This window comes from Sinomicrobium oceani (assembly GCF_900119185.1).
Taxonomy (GTDB): domain Bacteria; phylum Bacteroidota; class Bacteroidia; order Flavobacteriales; family Flavobacteriaceae; genus Sinomicrobium; species Sinomicrobium oceani.
Genome location: NZ_FPJE01000007.1, coordinates 20,416 through 38,678 on the forward strand (window position 1 = coordinate 20,416; position 18,263 = coordinate 38,678).

The window sequence follows — 18,263 nt, forward strand, 5'->3', positions numbered from 1 at the left end:
CAACATCATGCCTACAATCCATAACCGAAGAGAATGGCTCAGAAGAGGACTACTTTCCGCAGGGGCATTATCTTTTGCGCCTCAACTTATGTGGAGCGAAACCGTTACCCGTTCTTCAGAAGCAAAATGCAAATTTCTGTACAACAACAAGTCTTTTAACGAATATACACCTCCCCTGCTTCCCGATCCCGACAAACTGAAAGCCAGGCTCATGTGGAACGAAAACCCCTATGGTCCTTCCCCAAAGGCTGCGGAAGCCTTCAGCAAGGCAGCGATCAGGGGAAATCACTATTCCTGGAACAGCCTGAATGCCCTTATTGAAAAAATTGCGGACCGCGAAAAGGTACCACCGGAAAATGTTATGATGGGCCCCGGATCATCGGATCTGCTGGAAAAAACAGCCCTGGTCTGTTTCGGGCAGGGAGGCCATATAGTTACCGGAGATCCGTGTTATATGTCTCTTGTACATGTGGCAGAGGCTATGGGAGGAAAGTGGAAAGCTGTAAAACTTACCGAAGACAACCAGCACGATCTGGACGCTATGGAAGCGGCAATAGACGATGAGACCCGGATGGTATATATTACCAATCCCAATAATCCTACGGCCACCACCACCAATGCGAAAAAACTCATGGATTTCTGCAGACGTGTTTCCGAAAAAGTGCCGGTATTTATCGATGAGGCCTACCTGGAACTATCGGCAAATGGCATGAAAGACAGTATGGCACCATTAGTCGCCGAAGGTAAAAATGTTTTCGTCTCACGCACTTTCTCCAAAATTCACGGTATGGCAGGGCTGCGCATCGGATATATGCTCGGCCGTGAAGATATGTTAAAAGACATCAATAAGATCACCAGGGGAGGCATGGGTATTACAGGGCCTTCCGTATTGGCTGCCTCGGCAAGTATGGATGACGACGGATTTCTCTCGGAATGCCGTGAAAAAATCTCAATTGCACGACAGTTTACCTGTAAGGTACTGGATGAGAAAAATATCGTTTACCTTCCGTCACAGACCAATTTTGTCATTTTCCCGATCCCTATGGCGGGAGACGTCTTTCTCGAAAAGGTCTACGAAGACATGGTCGGGGTCAGGGCGTTTAAATTCTGGCAAAAAGACTGGTGCCGGGTAAGTATGGGAACTCCCGAAGAAATGGAATTTTTTGCAGAAACACTACATAAGATAATCCGCTAAAAAACACCGTCCGGCCCTATGGAAATCGCCCTACAGAAAACCATGGCCTTCATCCTGTTTATATGCATCGGGGTGCTGATGAAACAAAAGTTCCGGTCTCCCGACGAAATCAACGGACTGAAGAAAATTATCCTGAACCTGGCCCTGCCCTCCATGATCTTTGCCGCTCTGCTTCGGGTAGATATCGATCCGAAACTCCTGCTGTTGCCCGTGCTGGCCATCACATTCAATGGTATCATATTTTATATCGGCCCGATGCTCCTGAGGCTTTCGGGCCTGCGTAGCGACTCGCAAACAGGAAGGACTGCCAGAATACTGCTCCCCTCCCTTGCCCCGGGACTTTCCTGTTTTCCGTTCATCACGGAATTCCTGGGAGAGACCTTCCTGGCCAAAGCCGCCATGGCCGACCTGGGGAATAAAATATTCGTACTTGTTGTGCTATACATTACGGCTATGCAATGGTACTACCGGCAAAACCCGGGTAACATACGTAAAGGTACAGCCCGTATCAAAGAACTTTTATCCGTGCTTGTCAAAGAACCGGTAAATATGGTAATTCTGGTGGCCGTGTGCTGTATCGGGTTTGGCATATCTCTCCGGGAATTCCCTATGTCTATCCGGGAGGTCATCGAGAGAACCGGTACGATGATGACTCCGCTCGTCCTGCTTTTCATTGGGCTTGCCATAAAAATAAGAAAGGCCCAGTTCCGGATTATTCTTTCCCTGCTGTTTATCCGTGCAGGGGTAAGCCTGCTCCCTGTAGTGCTTGGCTGTATGTTGTTCCGGGTTTCTCCCGAAGACGTGCTGCTCGCCGTTGCCTTTGTACTCAGCTCATGCAGTTTCTGGCCATTCGTTCATATCTCCGGGATAAGTCAGGCAGAAATCCGCGATTCGGGTAGGGAAAAAACCTTTGACAGCGATTTTGCCCTGGCTATACTCGCTTTTTCACTCCCTATATCCACATTGCTGATACTGGGCATCTTATCGTGCGGTCCTTTTTTTTCTTCACCGGTTCACCTGACCGGACTGGCTGTGTTTCTGCTGATAACAGGATGGATTCCCTCGCTGTTCAGACACATTATGTTCCGATTCAAACTTCCTTCTCCCGTATTTCAAAAATTCACGGCACACAAACCGAACAACAATAAATAACTGTATTTCAAACAAATAAAAAAATCGTAATATTCACAGAGCCAGGAGAACCCCGTAAACGGTATTTAACAATAAATTAACTCCTTTTTAGTTCGGTATAAAACGAACTTACCTATATTTGCCCGAAATTTCAATATTGGGATACGTATGAAGTGCGAAGATTTAGAACATGAAAAATGTAATCTGGTAGAAGAACTGGGCGTCTATTTCGAAAAAAACGAGGCATTCTCCCCCTTATCCGCCCGAATTTTTTCTATTATGGTTCTTACGGGTGAAGGCGGAGTAACTTTTGATGAACTTCTGGAAAAGCTTGAGGCGAGTAAAAGTTCGGTTTCTACCAATTTACAATTGCTGCAAACCCAGGGAAAGATAACGTATTTTACCAAAACAGGAGACCGGAAACGCTATTTCAAAATAGCTCCCGACCAGATGCTGGTTCGTCTTGATGAGAAAATAGAACAATGGAAAAAGGAAAAAGCTTTATTACAAAAAGTACACTGCTACAAAACCAGGTTCATGCAAAACAGTGGTCAGGATCCTGATAAAGTCGGGCTGATGTTCAACGAACATTATATAAAATTCACCGAAGAAATGCTAAACAACCTGACCCGATTAAGAGAAAATATTTCAAACACCATAAACCAATAATAATTAGTAACTGACATGAGAACAAAAACTATTCTGAAATACATGGTGGCGATTGCCGGAACTCTATCTCTCCTTACGGGGTGTAATGGGGGAGAACAGTCACAAGGACAACAAAATCAGCAATCTCTTCCTTTTCCTGTAGTAAAAATACAAAACAAGGAAGTTACCGGATATCAGGTTTTTCCTGCAAGTATAGAAGGTATCGTAAATAGCAGTGTACGCGCAAAAGTCTCTGGGTATATCAAGGAAGTCCTCGTCGATGAAGGACAAAAGGTTAGAAAAGGACAATCTCTATTCAAACTGGAAACAGAGTCTTTATCCCAGGATGCAGAAGCAGCTAAAGCAAGTATTAATGTTGCGGAGGTCGAAGTAAACAAATTAAAACCTCTTGTAGAGAAAGGAATTGTTAGCGAAGTTCAACTCGAAACAGCCAAGGCCAATCTTGCCCAGGCAAAAAGCAGTTATAACAGTGTCACAGCCAACATCGGTTATGCTACCGTAAAAAGCCCAGTGGACGGATATGTAGGTGCTATTCCTTTCCGCTTAGGAAGTCTCGTAAGTCCTGCCGACCAGATGGCCATGACCACAGTTTCTGATATTAGTAAAGTATATGCATATTTTTCCTTTAATGAGAAAGACTATCTGAACTTTTTAGAAAACACGGAAGGAAAAAGTCTTCAGGAAAAAATCAAGAACTTCCCCGAAGTCATTCTGCAACTCGCCAACGGAACTCTATACAAGCATAAGGGAAAGATACAAACCATCACCGGGCAAATAAATCAGGCTACAGGTACAGTCAGTGTCCGTGCAGTATTTGACAATCCGGACCAATTACTCACTAACGGGAACAGTGGTAAAATAATGATTCCCAGTACATATAAAGACAATCCTGTAATTCCCCAGGCTGCAACCTTTGAAAGACAAGGTCAGATTCTTGCCTTTAAAGTGGATGATCAAGGTAAAATAAGTACTGTTGTACTTCAGATAAAAGACAATATAGACAATCTGTATGTTGTAGAATCTGGTTTGAAGGCAGGTGATCGTATCGTGTCCAGTGGCGTAGGAAAGTTGAAGGAGGACATGGAGATTACTCCTCAGGAGGTTTCATACGACAGTGTGACCAAGCCTATAAAAGTATCATTCAGAAACTAAAAGAAGAAGTTTAAAAAATACGATATGTTAAGAAGATTTATAGAGCGCCCCGTTTTATCTACGGTGATCTCAATCCTGATAGTAATCCTTGGGGTGCTGGGTATCCTCACCCTCCCCATGGAGCAATATCCTGATATTGCTCCCCCTACCGTTCAGGTAACAGCAACTTATCCCGGAGCCAATGCCGAAACCATTATGGAAAGTGTGGTTATTCCTATAGAGGAACAGGTAAACGGTGTGGAAGGCATGACTTATATTACCTCAGAAGCTACCAACTCGGGAACTGCCACAATTACTGTTTATTTCGATCAGGAAATGGACGCTGATATCGCTGCGGTAAACGTTCAGAACAGGGTGGCCAGAGCCAACCCCTTATTGCCTCAGGAAGTTGTACAGACCGGAGTAATCACACAAAAGCAACAAACAAGTGCTTTGATGTTTATGTCCTTTTATTCCACCAATGAAGAGTACGATGCAACATTTCTTCAAAACTACCTGAGTATAAATGTTGTACCTGAATTCAAAAGGGTAACAGGTGTCGGGGACGTTAATGTTTTTTCCAGTAACGATTATGCCATGAGGATATGGCTTAAACCGGACAAACTTGCAGCATATAACCTCATTCCTTCAGACGTTGCAGCGGCACTTAGGGAGCAGAGCTTAGAAGCTGCTGCCGGATCCTTAGGAGAAAATAACGGAGAAGCCTTTTCTTATGTGATAAAATACAGCGGACGATTCAAAACCGAGAAGCAATACGAAGATATTGTAATTAAAGCTTTAGGTAACGGGGAATACCTCCGTCTAAAAGATGTTGCTGATGTTGAGCTGAGCGGACAAATGTATTCGGTAAATTCCAATACCAAAGGTTATCCTGCGGTAAATATGGCCATATACCAAACCAAAGGATCTAATGCACAGGAAATCATTGAAACCATACTAAACCGGCTTGATGAACTTGAAGCAGATTTTCCCGAAGGTATAGAACCTTATGTTCCGTATAACACCAATGACTTTCTCGAAGCATCTATAGACAAGGTTATTCATACACTGGTAGAAGCATTTATACTTGTATTTATCGTGGTATTTCTCTTTCTGCAGGATGTACGATCTACATTGATACCGGCTATTGCTGTTCCGGTGGCCATTATCGGAACCTTCTTTTTTCTTAATGTCTTTGGCTATTCGATTAACCTACTGACCTTATTTGCACTTGTTCTTGCCATAGGTATTGTGGTGGATGATGCTATCGTAGTAGTAGAGGCTGTACATGCCAAAATAGAAGAAGGTAAAGCACATAGTGCAAAAGAAGCCACTATCGGTGCCATGGATGAAATTTCTGGTGCCATCATCTCAATTACCCTCGTAATGTGTGCAGTGTTTGTTCCGGTAACATTTATACAAGGACCTACAGGAGTATTCTACGAACAGTTCGGTATAACACTGGTTGTATCCATATTGATTTCTGCGGTAAACGCTTTGACCTTAAGTCCGGCGCTCTGTGCACTTTTTCTGAAAACGCACACAGAAGAAGAGAAAAAGAACACTACTTTTTTACAGCGATTTTATGACGCTTTCAATAAAGGATTTAATGCAACCACAGAACGCTACGGAAGATCTCTCGGATTCCTGTTTAAACATAAATGGATTACACCGGTTATTATCATAGCTTCCGTTGTCGGAATACTTTGGTCCAGTGCCACCACTCCTTCAGGGTTTATCCCTAATGAAGACCGTGGAATTGTATTTGTAAATGCCGAATTACCTCCTGGATCATCTTTGGACCGCACGACTGAAGTTACCAATCAGCTATCAGAAAAAGCCAAGGACATACCAGGAGTAGAAGGCGTCTCCATGATTAACGGTTTTGGTATGCTCAGTGGGCAAGGAAGTAATAACGCATTAGGTTTTATCAAACTTAAAAACTGGGAAGAGAGAACATCGGATGAACTTTCTTCGGATGCGATCACCGCCAAACTTTTCGGAATAGCCGCCACTATTCCAGGAGCCAATATCATCTTTTTTGCCCCGCCTAGTGTACCAGGTTTTGGTAACTCTGCCGGCGTAGAAATAAATTTATTGGATAGATCGGGAGGGAGCTTTAAAGATCTTGACAAGGCTACTCAGGAATATATCATGGGGATGATGTCACATCCGGAAATACAGTACGGGCAAACGGCCTTCAGTACCAATTATCCACAGTATGAAATGGAAGTGAATGTACCGTTAGCCAAAGACAAAGGAGTTGCAATTAGTGATATATTCTCAACATTACAAGGATATATAGGAGGGATTTACTCCGCAGACTTCGCCCGTTTCGGTAAACAATACAGGGTATATATCCAATCATTACCGGATGACAGGGCCAATAAAGATGCACTCAATCAACTTTATGTAAGAACAAGTGACGGAATGGCTCCTATTACAGAATTTGTCAATCTGCAAAGAGTGTATGGCCCTCAGTCTGTTACCCGTTTTAATCTTTTCAACTCTACGAAAATAAATGCTGCCATTAATCCCGGGTTCAGTACCGGTGACGGTATCAGAATTTCAGGAGAAGAAGCCTCTAAGCTGGATTCTAATTACAGCATTGCTTATTCCGGTCTGACCCGTGAAGAAGTAGGAGCAGGCAGCCAGACCATATTGATCTTTATTTTGAGTATTGTCTTTGTTTACTTTCTACTCTCTGCACAATACGAAAGTTACCTCTTACCTTTCTCTGTTCTTCTTTCACTTCCTCTGGGAGTGTTCGGGGCTTATTTTACGACAAAAATGGTAGGTCTGGAAAACAATATCTACTTTCAGATTGCACTGATCATGCTCCTCGGGCTGCTGGCTAAAAACGCTATTCTTATCGTTGAATTTGCATTACAAAGAAGGAGAAGAGGTGAATCTCTCGTGGATGCAGCTATTCATGGTGCTAAAGCCCGTTTACGCCCTATCCTGATGACATCTTTTGCCTTTATTCTCGGATTGATGCCTTTGGCACTTGCAGGGGGGGTAGGAGCTGTCGGAAACAACTCTATTGGTACCGGGGCTGCAGGAGGAATGCTTATCGGAACCATTCTTGGGGTCTTTGTAATCCCCATACTCTTTATAGCATTCCAATGGTTACAGGAAAAAGTGAGCAAGAAACCGGTAGTGACTACTACAACAGAAGAATCAAAAGAAAGCTAACAAACTCCACACCATAAAATATGAACTCTAAAAGAATATTCAAAATAACTGCGATAGCAGGACTTGCATTTCTCATGCAGGCCTGCTTCGTGGCCAAGACTTACGAACGACCGGAAGTCCAGGAGGCCGAAGGCCGGTACCGCACAGACGAACTACCTCAGGACAGCCTGTCTATGGCAGATGTTTCCTGGGAAGAGCTCTTTACCGACCCCTATTTACAGGGGTATATCAGGACGGGACTGGAAAACAACCTTGATGTCCGTATAGCCATACAGCAGATCGTAGCTGCCGAAGCTTATATGAAACAGGGTAAAGCAGGCTATCTCCCGACCCTCAGCGTTGGCGTGGATGCAAGTCGCCAGTTTATATCCAAAAACAGCCAGTTCGGGGGCTTTTTCAGCGGCCATATCGATCAGTTTCAGCTGACCGGAAATCTCTCATGGGAAGCTGATATCTGGGGAAAAATACGAAGTAACCGGAGGGCATTCCTGGCCTCATACCTGCAAACAGTTGCTGCACACCAGGCCGTCAAGACCGAGCTCATAGCTTCTATAGCCTCTACATATTATCAGTTGCTGGCCCTTGACGAGCAATTGAAAATCACTGAAGAAACTATCGCAAACAGAGCGTCCAGCCTGGAAACCACCAAAGCACTGAAGGAAGCCGGTAATGTTACCGAGGTTGGTGTGAAACAAACCGAAGCCCAGCTTCATACGGCCGAAGCATTGCTCGTCGACCTCAAAGCCAGTATCAAAATCATGGAGAATACCATGAGTATACTTCTGGCTGAAAACCCGGGACCTATCGAAAGAGGCTCCCTGGAAGGACAACGTATCGATACGGAACTCAAAGTCGGAGTTCCGGCACAATTGCTTCAAAACCGTCCGGACGTTGTTGCCGCCGAATATGGTCTTGTCAATGCATTTGAACTCACCAATGTGGCGCGAAGCAACTTCTACCCCTCCCTTACGCTTACCGCAACAGGAGGGTTCCAGAGTGTCGAATTCGACAAATGGCTCGATTCCGGATCACTGTTTGCCACAATAGCCGGAGGACTTGTACAACCTATCTTTAACAGAAGACAGATCAAGTCTGAATACGAAGCTTCAAAGGCCATGCAGGAGTCCTCCTTGCTGGAATTTAAAAAGACGCTTCTGAATGCGGGAAAAGAAGTTTCGGATGCTCTATACACCTATGAAGCGGAAACCGAAAAAATAGATATCCGTAAGAAAGAACTCGATGCCTATTCACTGGCCACCGAGTATTCCGAAGAGCTGCTCAACAACGGTATGATCAATTACCTGGAGGTCCTTACGGCCAAAGAGCAAATGCTCAATTCGGAACTGAATTATATCAACTCCAGATACGAACAACTCAATGCCGTAATATCGCTGTACAAGGCACTTGGGGGCGGATGGAAATAATATCGGAAAGATGATAACTAAAGAAGATTTTTTAAAGTTATCGATTACCAACTTTACCCGGTTCGGCAGCCATAATTACACTATGGATCAACTGGCTGCCGAGCTCGGTATTTCCAAAAAAACGATCTATCAGCATTTCAAAAACAAACAAGAACTGGTTTTTGCCAGTTTTCAGTACTTACTGGAAAGGTTCAAACAGGAGTTAAACGACATCGAAGAAAGGGAAAAAGACACCCCCCTACGCTGTATTGTAAGCTTTTACCGTATGGGAATGGGCAAATTACAGGCATTCAACCCCACGTTTTTACACGGTTTACAAAAATATTATCCCGAGACCTATACCTGTTACCAGGTCTTTAAACAAAATACCATATTTGGCAAAGTGCTCCCACTTTTAAAAAGTGCACAGCAACAAGGTATTTTGCGTAAGGATGTAAATCCGGAATTATTTTGTAAACTCCATCTCTTTCGTATGGAAAATGTTTTGTTTTCCGGAAACTTCCTGAACGAATATGACCGGGAAATGCTTTTGGAACACTTTATCACCAATAACCTCCGGGGATTAATGACCGGGAATTATATCAGGAAACACGGATTCTCCCTTTGAAGAAGGGGGAGCTATCCGGTATACCCGAAGTATAGAATTTTGTTTTTCGTTTTTAATAAATGGTTAATTGTAGAAAACCGTCAGGCTGCATTTCAAATGTCTGACGGTTTTTTTCGTGTGCGGAGTTACCAGGACGTGTAAGGTTTTTTACTGAGTTGCGAATTGTAATACCGGGAATCCCCGGTCACTTCGTCCCCGAGCCAGCCTGGTCTTTCAAACACATCTTCTTCCGTAAGCAGTTCGATCTCCGCTACGATCAACCCCTTGTTCTCACCTTCGAATTCATCCACCTCAAAAACATGTCTTCCGCAGACGATCTCATACCTTGTTTTTTCGATCACCCCCTTTTCGCAAAGCCGTAAAAGTTCTTCGGCCTCGGTTACGGAAATTTCCTTTTCCCATTCATAACGGGACATTCCTGTACTGTCCGACTTTCCCTTAACCGTAAGATAGCCTTTTTCACCTTTTATACGCACCCTCACGGTACGTTCCGGGGCCGTATTTAAAAAACCCTGCACGATACGTGTTGCAGATGCCGCCTCTTCCTTGAACCGGTTAGAGTGCACCAAAAATTTCCGTTCTGTCTCTATCATGACTATTTATTAACCAAAGTTTCGGAACTTTGTCAAAGTTAGCTAATAAATGAGCGATAGCCCTACATACCGAAAAATTATCCACATCGATATGGATGCTTTTTATGCCTCAGTAGAGCAGATGGACACCCCCGAACTTCGTGGAAAACCCGTAGCTGTAGGAGGTGGAAGCAAACGTGGGGTTGTTGCTGCAGCAAGTTATGAGGCCAGGACTTACGGAGTACGTAGTGCGATGAGTGGTGCTCTGGCTGCAAAAATGTGCCCCGAACTGATTTTTGTAAAACCACGTTTCGATCGTTACCGGGAGATTTCCGGAAAGATCAGGGATATTTTTTACGAATACACTGATCTCGTCGAACCTTTATCGCTGGATGAAGCCTACCTGGACGTTACCCGGAATAAAAAAGGGCTGCCCTCGGCTACCCTAATAGCTTCCGGAATAAGGCAGCGTATCTATGAGGAAACAGGACTCACCGCATCGGCAGGGATATCCGTCAACAAATTCATCGCCAAGATCGCTTCCGATTATCACAAACCCAACGGACAGAAAACCGTAAATCCGGAAGAAGTTATTCCTTTCCTGGAAGAGCTCGACATCAAAAAGTTTTACGGTGTAGGAAAGGTTACGGCAGAAAAAATGTACGGGCTGGGCATTTTTACAGGAAAGGATCTGAAGGAGAAACCTGCAGAATTCCTCGAGGAACACTTCGGTAAGGCCGGTATGCATTACTACCATATTGTCAGAGGTATCCACAACAGCCCCGTAAAGCCGGACCGTATTCCGAAATCGGTAGGTGCCGAACGGACGTTCTTCGAAAACCTGTCTTCCGAGATCTTTATGCTCGAAAAGTTGAAACACATCGCTGACGAACTGGAACAACGCCTCTCGCGCAACCGCATATCGGGCAAGACGATTACCCTCAAAATAAAATACAGCGACTTTACCCTCCAAACCCGGAGCAAAACACTCTCTTATTTTATTGCAGATAAAAGTCTCATCCTCGAAACCGCAAAAGAATTGCTCTATCAGGAAAAGCTTCAGAATTCCGTAAGATTACTGGGCATATCCCTGTCCAACCTCAATACACATAAAGCAGAACAGGTAGCAGTACAGCTCCGCTTTGATTTCTGAAAACACATAAAAAAGCGCAACCTGATATACTTCAACAAGTATTCCGGCTGCGCTTTTACGACACAGTCTTTATATTTTATACATACCTTTTTTACAGGTAAAATCCAATGCCTATTTAGTGAACTTCCGTTACCCGGAGTGTATTCACCATTCCTTTTTCCTGAATAGGCATGGCAGCAAGGCTGATCATCATATCCCCGCTTTCTACAAAGCCTTTTTCCTTGGCAATTCCGTTAACATCCTCTATGGTCTCATCCGTAGTAACATAACGGTCGTAATAAAAGGCTTTCACTCCCCAGAGCAGGTTGAGTTGCGTGAGGATTCTTCTGTTAGAAGTAAACACGAGGATATAGGCCTGGGGTCTCCATGCCGATATCTGGAAAGCCGTATAACCGCTATTGGTCAGTGTAGTAATTACCTTGGCTTTGATCTCGTTTGCCATAAGCGATGCATGATAACAAACAGATTTAGTGATATAACGCTTGGTACGTACATGTGGCGGTTCCTGCGGAACTTTGATCAGCGGAGAATGTTCGACACTGTTGATGATGCTCGCCATTTTTTCTATGACCTGAACAGGATAGCTTCCTACCGAAGTTTCTCCCGAAAGCATCACGGCATCCGCACCATCCATCACCGAGTTGGCCACATCGTTAACTTCGGCACGGGTGGGTGTAAGACTTGTAATCATGCTTTCCATCATCTGGGTAGCAATGATAACGGGTATCCTGGCCTTTTTGGCTCGCAATACGAGTTGTTTCTGTATCAGGGGAACCTCCTGGGCAGGGACTTCCACACCGAGATCTCCACGCGCCACCATAAGTCCGTCACAATGCGCTACGATCTTATCGATGTTGTCTACACCTTCGGGCTTTTCGATTTTGGCAATGATCGGTATTTTCTCGTCGGAATGCTTTTTGATGAGTTCCTGAAGATCGAGCAGGTCCTGGCTGTCTCTCACAAAGGAAAGTGCTATCCAGTCTACGTCGTTCTTAATAGCGAAGATGGCATCTTCGATATCTTTTTTTGTCAATGCAGGTAAAGAAACCTTAGTATTCGGCAGGTTAACCCCTTTTTTGGACTTTAGCGCTCCTCCCTGGATCACCTGAGCCTTAACTGTGGTTTTCTTGTCGGTACTCACGACCTCGAAGATCAGTTTACCGTCATCGAGAAGAATGCGTTCACCGGGCTTTACATCCTTAGGGAAAGCTTTGTAATTCATATACACTTTCTCCTTGGTACCTTTAAAATCCTCTCCGGTTACAAAAGTTATTTCATCTCCTTTGCTGACCACAACGTCTTCCGCCATGACACCAACCCTGAGTTTGGGCCCCTGAAGGTCTGCCAGGATCGAGGTACTGGTTCCCATTTCTTCATTGAGCTCGCGTATCATCCGGATTCGCTCCGCCACGTCTTCATAATTGGCATGGGAAAAGTTAATACGGAAAACATCTACTCCCGCCTCTATCATCTCTTTCAGTACTTCCTTACGGCTTGTAGCGGGGCCTAATGTGGCAACAATTTTTGTTTTCTTTCTGTTTGGCATTATAAAAAAATTAAATTGTGTTTCGATTTTAGTTGGTTCACATCCACCTCATAAGCGGTAGTAACCCGAGGTATTTCATTTATTTTTTGTACTATTTGTTTTTCTGTATCATAACCTTCCCCGTTTTCGATCTTCAGAAAATAATCTACCTTTTTCATCTCCGGAATGAGGTAATTGGTTACCGTAAATTCGTCTGACGGAAACAAATCGTTCCCCGCCGACAGCGCCTGTGTTCTTGTAGCGTTGACTATAAGAGCCCAGACAGTCTCTTCCATTTGATTCTCCCATTCGTAATATTCGGACAGCACATCACACTCGCTCGATGCTCTTCCGGCAATTCTCCGCAATCTTATCTGGAGATGTAAATTTAAAAAATAGGCCAGCCGATATGCTTCCAACGGGCAATGAACCGCTACCAAAGAGCAGGTAGGTTCATAAAAGTCATCTGACAGTTTTAGTGTAGCCATATAATATTTACATGGAAGTGTAAATATAGGATACTACAGAAGATTAGGCAACAATAACAAAAGGTTTAATTATAATTTAAAATACGAAAACGATTTAGTTTAACTCATTTTATCCTGAAGGGCATAAAAGGCTCTTTTCGAAGCCTGTTCTTCCGCTTTTTTCTTGGACGTAGCCCTTCCTTTCGCTATTACTTTGTCATCGATAAACAGCTTTACCGAAAAGTGTTTTACCGATTCGTTACCGCTGTCTTCATAGACTTCGAACCGGAATGCCTTCTTCTCTTTCTGGCACCATTCGATGACAAAGCTCTTATAACTTATTATTTTCCCTTCCAGGCGTTCGATATCCACATAAGGCTCGATCACTTTCCTGAAAACGAATCTCTCGCAATACTTGTACCCTCTATCGAGGTATATAGCTCCCAGAAGGGCCTCAAACAGGTTTCCGTGAACGTTTTCACCAAAACTGTCCTTCGATATTTTAGAATCTATATAAGTAATCAGGTTCAGGTCTTTTCCCAGTTCGTTCAGGTGTTCCCGGCTCACCACCTTCGATCTCATTTTGGTAAGATAACCTTCATCTCCCGAGGGCACCTGCCGGTACAGGTGATAGGAGATAATGGTACTCAGCATGGTATCGCCGAGAAACTCCAGGCGCTCGTAGTTCATCGGGTTGCCTTCCTTATCCCGCTTATTCGCGGAACGATGTGTAAAAGCTTTCCTGTAAATGTCCAGATCTTTAGGGTTAAACCCAAGCATTTTTTTGAGCATTAAAAAAAAATTCCCGTCTTTGTCTGAGCGGGAATTTAATATGTTCTGAACAATTTTCATTCAATGTGTATACTAATCTAACCTTTTGAAAACTACACAGGCATTATGTCCGCCAAAACCAAAGGTATTACTCATAGCTACCCTGATGTCTCTTTCCTGTGCCTTATTCAGGGTAAGGTTCAGTTCGGAGGAGATATTCTCATCGGGAGTACTGTGATTTATCGTTGGCGGCACCAGTTTGTGCTGTATGGCCAGTATGGAGGCAATAGCTTCTATCGCTCCTGCTGCACCCAGCAAATGCCCGGTCATAGATTTCGTTGAGTTGATATTAATATTTTTGGCGTGCGCTCCGAAAACTTCGGTAATCGCTTTTAATTCGGCCACATCTCCGAGAGGTGTTGAAGTACCGTGTGTATTGATAGCATCCACATCTTCCGGTTTCAGCCCGGCATTTTCCAGACAGTTTTTCATTACGGATTTTACACCTGTTCCTTCCGGGTGTGGTGCAGTCATGTGATAAGCATCGGCAGACAGTCCGCCTCCTATCAGTTCTGCATAAATTTTTGCTCCCCGTGCTTTGGCATGCTCGTATTCTTCAAGGATCAATGCACCGGCACCTTCTCCGAGAACAAATCCGTCACGGTTTTTATCAAAAGGCCTGGAGGCTGTCTTCGGATCATCGTTGCGGGTAGAAAGGGCATGCATAGCATTAAATCCTCCCATTCCCGCCGCCGTAACAGCAGCTTCCGATCCTCCGGAAACAATAACATCCGCATAACCGAGCCTGATGTAATTTAGCGCATCGATCATGGCGTTGGCCGAAGAGGCACATGCTGATACGGTTGTATAATTAGGCCCCATAAAACCGTGTTTAATGGAAATGAGACCCGGTGCCATATCGGCAATCATTTTCGGAATAAAGAAAGGATTAAACCTCGGCGTCCCGTCTCCTTTTCCGTAATTGAGTACTTCTTCCTGAAAAGTCTCCAGTCCGCCTATACCGGCTCCCCAGACTACACCAACTCGCTCTTTGTTGATCTTGTCGAGTTCCATTCCGGAGTCGGCAATAGCCTCATCCGAAGCAACCATAGCATATTGCGAAAACTTGTCGAGCCTTCTGGCTTCTTTCCGGTCTATAAAATCGGTAACGTTGAAATTTTTAACCTCACAAGCAAATTGCGTTTTGAACTTAGAAGCGTCAAAATGAGTTATGGGAGCAGCACCGCTCGCGCCGTTTTTCAAGCCTTCCCAATATTCCTGCACAGTATTACCTATTGGGGTCAAAGCTCCTAATCCTGTGACAACAACTCGCTTTAGTTTCATTCGAATAAATTTAGTCCAAACTATTTTTAATAAGTACGCTGCAATGCCGCTTCCTGCTCGGAAGCTTTTTTCGGTAGTCTCTCAAACTACCTGTTTTGACAGCGCCTGCGCTATACGTGTCCCTACGCTCATCACTCCTTACTACAAATCCATATCGGTTAAGTATACTGGAAAGGGAATGATTTGGGAATTCAGATTTTCAACCTTGCAAAATTTTACCCGAACATCCAAGGACAACGAAGGAGATACGCTTCATACCTCCTCCAAACCTTGTCTTTTTCTTAGGTTCGGGTCCATCAGACATAGCCCGAATACGTGTAGATAATTTAATACAATCTGCCGGTACAGTATAGAATGCTTAAACCATTAAGCATTCTATCTGCACGCATTGCATATAATATTCTTCCTTATTTTGCTTCTTCGATGTATTTTATTGCCTGCTCTACCGTAGCGATATTTTCTGCCTGGTCATCAGGAATCTGGATATCGAATTCTTTTTCAAACTCCATGATTAATTCCACAGTGTCTAAGGAGTCTGCGCCGAGATCGTTTGTGAAGCTTGCTTCCGGCACAACTTCATTTTCATCAACACCTAATTTGTCTACGATAATCGCTTTTACTCTTGATGCAATGTCTGACATAATCTTTAGTTTTTAAATTTAAATTGTTGGCAAAAATAAAAAACTTTGGTTGAAAACAACATTTAAGTTCCAAAATGTGGCTGTAATTTACTAAAAAATAAAATACCGATTTTACTTTTAATTTCTAATTCTTAATTATTATTCTTTCTTTTGCTCCGATAAACAGGGACATAGAAGGCCTTTACATCCGATCGTTAAAACACAAAAAACAATTTTTGTCACCGGCCGGAAAAGCCTTTATTTGTCTTGTAAAAAACAGATATTCGGTGAAAAAAATCGTCATATTTGCTTCGGGTTCCGGCACCAATGCGGAAAATATCATCCGTTTCTTTGCCGAAAGTGAAGACACCCGTGTTGTTTTGGTACTTTCCAACAAAAGGAATGCAGGTGTACTCGACAGGGCAGACCAACAGGATGTCGATGCATTGTACTTCAACCGAAAGGCTCTTTACCGTTCGGATCTTATCGTCAACATGCTTCGGGATATCGATCCCGACCTGATTGTCCTTGCTGGTTTTTTATGGAAATTCCCCGAAAATATTCTCCGGGCCTTTCCCGGTAAAGTGATCAACATACATCCCGCCCTGCTCCCCAAATACGGCGGTAAGGGCATGTACGGAATGCACGTACATCGCGCGATCATCGAAAACCGGGAAAACGAAAGCGGGATCACTATACACTATGTCAACGAAAACTACGACGAGGGTGCCGTAATCTTTCAGGCTTCCGTACCCGTTCTTCCGGAAGACAGTCCCGAAAACGTGGCCGAAAAAATACACACCCTGGAATACGAACACTTCCCACAGGTCATAAAAAAGCTGCTGGCAGCACGGTAAATACCCTGCCACTATAACCCTGCACTAAAAAAAAACAAATTCCCATGAGCACTTTTGACGTACACATATATACCGACGGCGCTGCCCGTGGAAACCCCGGGCCCGGCGGGTACGGTATTGTCATGGAATGGGTCGGAAAAAAATATGTCAAAGAATTTTCCCAGGGCTTTCGCCACACCACCAACAACCGCATGGAACTCCTCGCGGTCATCGTGGCCCTGAAGAAGCTGAAACACTCCAACACCAATGTCAAGGTTTTTACGGACTCCAAATACGTGGCAGATGCGGTAGAAAAAAGATGGGTATTCAACTGGGAACGCACTAATTTCAAAGGAAAGAAAAACTCGGACCTCTGGACCGAATTCCTCAAAGAGTACCGAAGACACCATGTACGTTTTCACTGGATTAAAGGGCATAACAATCATCCGCAAAACGAACGCTGCGACGTTCTCGCAGTAGCGGCATCAAAAGAGAGCAAACTCGCTATCGACCACGGATTTACCGAGAACTAAACTTTACACCTCCTGTATTTCCCACCGTTACTTCTTCCCTCTTTTTTGAGGAGGCAAGAAAAAAGTATGGCGTTTTCTGAAAGCAATAAAATTACGTAAGTTTGCAAAAAATTTCAGCATGGGCAAACTGTTAGCGGTGGGCAGCATGGCATTTGATGCTATTGAAACACCCTTTGGAAAAACAGATAAAATTCTAGGTGGTGCAGCCCCGTACATCGGTTTGGCAGCCTCCCAGTTCGACATTGATATTGCAGTGGTTTCCGTTGTCGGAGAGGATTTTCCGGAAAAATACCTTTCCATGTTACGCGACAGGAACATAGACCTCTCTGCCGTAGAGATTGTCAAAGGCGGGAAAACCTTTTTCTGGAGCGGTAAATATCACAACGACCTCAACTCGAGAGATACTATAGAAACACAGCTCAATGTGCTTGGCGATTTTACCCCTGTAGTTCCGGAGCACTATAAAGATGCAGATGTGGTTATGCTCGGGAACCTTCACCCGAATACCCAGCTCAGCGTGATAGAACAGATGGAGAAAAAACCAAAACTCATCGTGCTGGACACTATGAATTTCTGGATGAACAACACCTGGGACGAGCTCATGACCGTGATATCCAGGGTAGATGTCATTACCATCAATGACGAAGAGGCCCGCCAGCTCACCAATGAGTACTCTCTTGTGAAAGCCGCACAAAAGATCAGGCAGATGGGACCCGAATATATCGTTATTAAAAAAGGAGAACACGGAGCCCTGTTGTTCCACGAGGACAATGTTTTCTTCGCCCCTGCGCTCCCGCTCGAAGAGGTATTCGACCCTACCGGAGCCGGAGATACGTTTGCCGGAGCATTTTCCGGGTATATAGCCGCTACAAGAGACGTCTCTTTTCACAACATGAAAAACGCCGTGATCTACGGGTCTAACCTCGCGTCTTTCTGTGTGGAAAAATTCGGAACGGAACGAATGCAGAAACTATCGAAAGACGAAATACAGAAACGGCTCCTGCAGTTTAAAGAATTAACACAGTTCGAAATAGAATTAACATAAGATCGCGCCCTGAACATTCAGGGCCTTTTTAGTTCATACAAACAC

17 protein-coding genes are annotated in these 18,263 nt (G+C 44.2%); 11 read left to right on the plus strand and 6 right to left on the minus strand.

All coding sequences use genetic code 11. The features are described from left to right. Nucleotides 1–7: 7 nt before the first annotated feature. The 7 genes from BT112_RS07555 (at nt 8) to BT112_RS07585 (ending at nt 9,352) form a co-directional block, all read left to right on the plus strand. Nucleotides 8–1,195 (plus strand): pyridoxal phosphate-dependent aminotransferase, encoded by a 1,188-nt coding sequence (locus BT112_RS07555; RefSeq protein WP_072316762.1) that lies wholly within the window; start codon nt 8–10, stop codon nt 1,193–1,195. Between the two features lie 18 nt (nt 1,196–1,213). Beyond that, nucleotides 1,214–2,347: an AEC family transporter gene (locus BT112_RS07560; RefSeq protein ID WP_072316763.1), complete on the plus strand. Its 1,134-nt coding sequence runs from the start codon at nt 1,214–1,216 to the stop codon at nt 2,345–2,347. A gap of 147 nt (nt 2,348–2,494) precedes the next feature. Then, complete coding sequence (locus BT112_RS07565) at nt 2,495–2,995, plus strand: GbsR/MarR family transcriptional regulator (protein WP_072316764.1); 501 nt, start codon at nt 2,495–2,497, stop codon at nt 2,993–2,995. A 15-nt stretch (nt 2,996–3,010) separates the two neighbouring features. After that, nucleotides 3,011–4,147, plus strand: coding sequence for an efflux RND transporter periplasmic adaptor subunit (locus BT112_RS07570; RefSeq protein WP_072316765.1), 1,137 nt, complete (start codon nt 3,011–3,013; stop codon nt 4,145–4,147). A 24-nt stretch (nt 4,148–4,171) separates the two neighbouring features. Next, on the plus strand, nt 4,172–7,321 hold the full coding sequence (locus BT112_RS07575) for an efflux RND transporter permease subunit (protein ID WP_072316766.1): 3,150 nt from the start codon (nt 4,172–4,174) through the stop codon (nt 7,319–7,321). A 20-nt stretch (nt 7,322–7,341) separates the two neighbouring features. Then, entirely contained in the window at nt 7,342–8,745 is a 1,404-nt protein-coding gene (locus tag BT112_RS07580; protein WP_072316767.1) for an efflux transporter outer membrane subunit, read from the plus strand. A gap of 10 nt (nt 8,746–8,755) precedes the next feature. Then, nucleotides 8,756–9,352 carry a TetR/AcrR family transcriptional regulator gene (locus BT112_RS07585; protein WP_072316912.1) on the plus strand — a complete coding sequence of 199 codons (597 nt, stop codon included), beginning with the start codon at nt 8,756–8,758 and terminating at the stop codon, nt 9,350–9,352. Between the two features lie 125 nt (nt 9,353–9,477). On the opposite strand, the gene BT112_RS07590 is transcribed toward BT112_RS07585, so the two are convergent. Next, the gene (locus tag BT112_RS07590; protein ID WP_072316768.1) at nt 9,478–9,945 is read right to left on the minus strand and encodes a CYTH domain-containing protein; all 468 of its coding nucleotides are present in this window, start codon (nt 9,943–9,945) and stop codon (nt 9,478–9,480) included. Nucleotides 9,946–9,994: 49 nt separating this feature from the next. Between BT112_RS07590 and dinB the strand changes: the two genes are divergently transcribed. Next, nucleotides 9,995–11,077 (plus strand): DNA polymerase IV, encoded by a 1,083-nt coding sequence (gene dinB / locus BT112_RS07595; protein WP_072316769.1) that lies wholly within the window; start codon nt 9,995–9,997, stop codon nt 11,075–11,077. Nucleotides 11,078–11,192: 115 nt separating this feature from the next. Here dinB and pyk read toward each other — a convergent pair whose 3' ends face one another. The 5 genes from pyk to BT112_RS07620 form a co-directional block, all read right to left on the minus strand. Then, on the minus strand, nt 11,193–12,623 hold the full coding sequence (gene pyk, locus BT112_RS07600) for a pyruvate kinase (RefSeq protein WP_072316770.1): 1,431 nt from the start codon (nt 12,621–12,623) through the stop codon (nt 11,193–11,195). Next, nucleotides 12,623–13,090, minus strand: coding sequence for an IPExxxVDY family protein (locus BT112_RS07605; protein ID WP_072316771.1), 468 nt, complete (start codon nt 13,088–13,090; stop codon nt 12,623–12,625). The genes pyk and BT112_RS07605 overlap by 1 nt, the downstream gene beginning before the upstream one ends. A 99-nt stretch (nt 13,091–13,189) precedes the next feature. Next, on the minus strand, nt 13,190–13,921 hold the full coding sequence (gene rnc / locus BT112_RS07610; protein ID WP_072316772.1) for a ribonuclease III: 732 nt from the start codon (nt 13,919–13,921) through the stop codon (nt 13,190–13,192). A gap of 12 nt (nt 13,922–13,933) precedes the next feature. Further along, complete coding sequence (gene fabF, locus BT112_RS07615) at nt 13,934–15,184, minus strand: beta-ketoacyl-ACP synthase II (RefSeq protein WP_072316773.1); 1,251 nt, start codon at nt 15,182–15,184, stop codon at nt 13,934–13,936. 407 nt (nt 15,185–15,591) lie between these two features. Beyond that, nucleotides 15,592–15,825 carry an acyl carrier protein gene (locus BT112_RS07620; protein WP_072316774.1) on the minus strand — a complete coding sequence of 78 codons (234 nt, stop codon included), beginning with the start codon at nt 15,823–15,825 and terminating at the stop codon, nt 15,592–15,594. 266 nt (nt 15,826–16,091) lie between these two features. Between BT112_RS07620 and purN the strand changes: the two genes are divergently transcribed. The 3 genes from purN to BT112_RS07635 all read left to right on the plus strand — a co-directional run bounded on the left by purN (nt 16,092) and on the right by BT112_RS07635 (nt 18,218). After that, nucleotides 16,092–16,661, plus strand: coding sequence for a phosphoribosylglycinamide formyltransferase (gene purN / locus BT112_RS07625; RefSeq protein ID WP_072316913.1), 570 nt, complete (start codon nt 16,092–16,094; stop codon nt 16,659–16,661). Nucleotides 16,662–16,705: 44 nt separating this feature from the next. Then, on the plus strand, nt 16,706–17,173 hold the full coding sequence (rnhA, locus tag BT112_RS07630; protein WP_072316775.1) for a ribonuclease HI: 468 nt from the start codon (nt 16,706–16,708) through the stop codon (nt 17,171–17,173). A gap of 118 nt (nt 17,174–17,291) precedes the next feature. Then, entirely contained in the window at nt 17,292–18,218 is a 927-nt protein-coding gene (locus BT112_RS07635; protein WP_072316776.1) for a PfkB family carbohydrate kinase, read from the plus strand. Nucleotides 18,219–18,263: the final 45 nt, after the last annotated feature.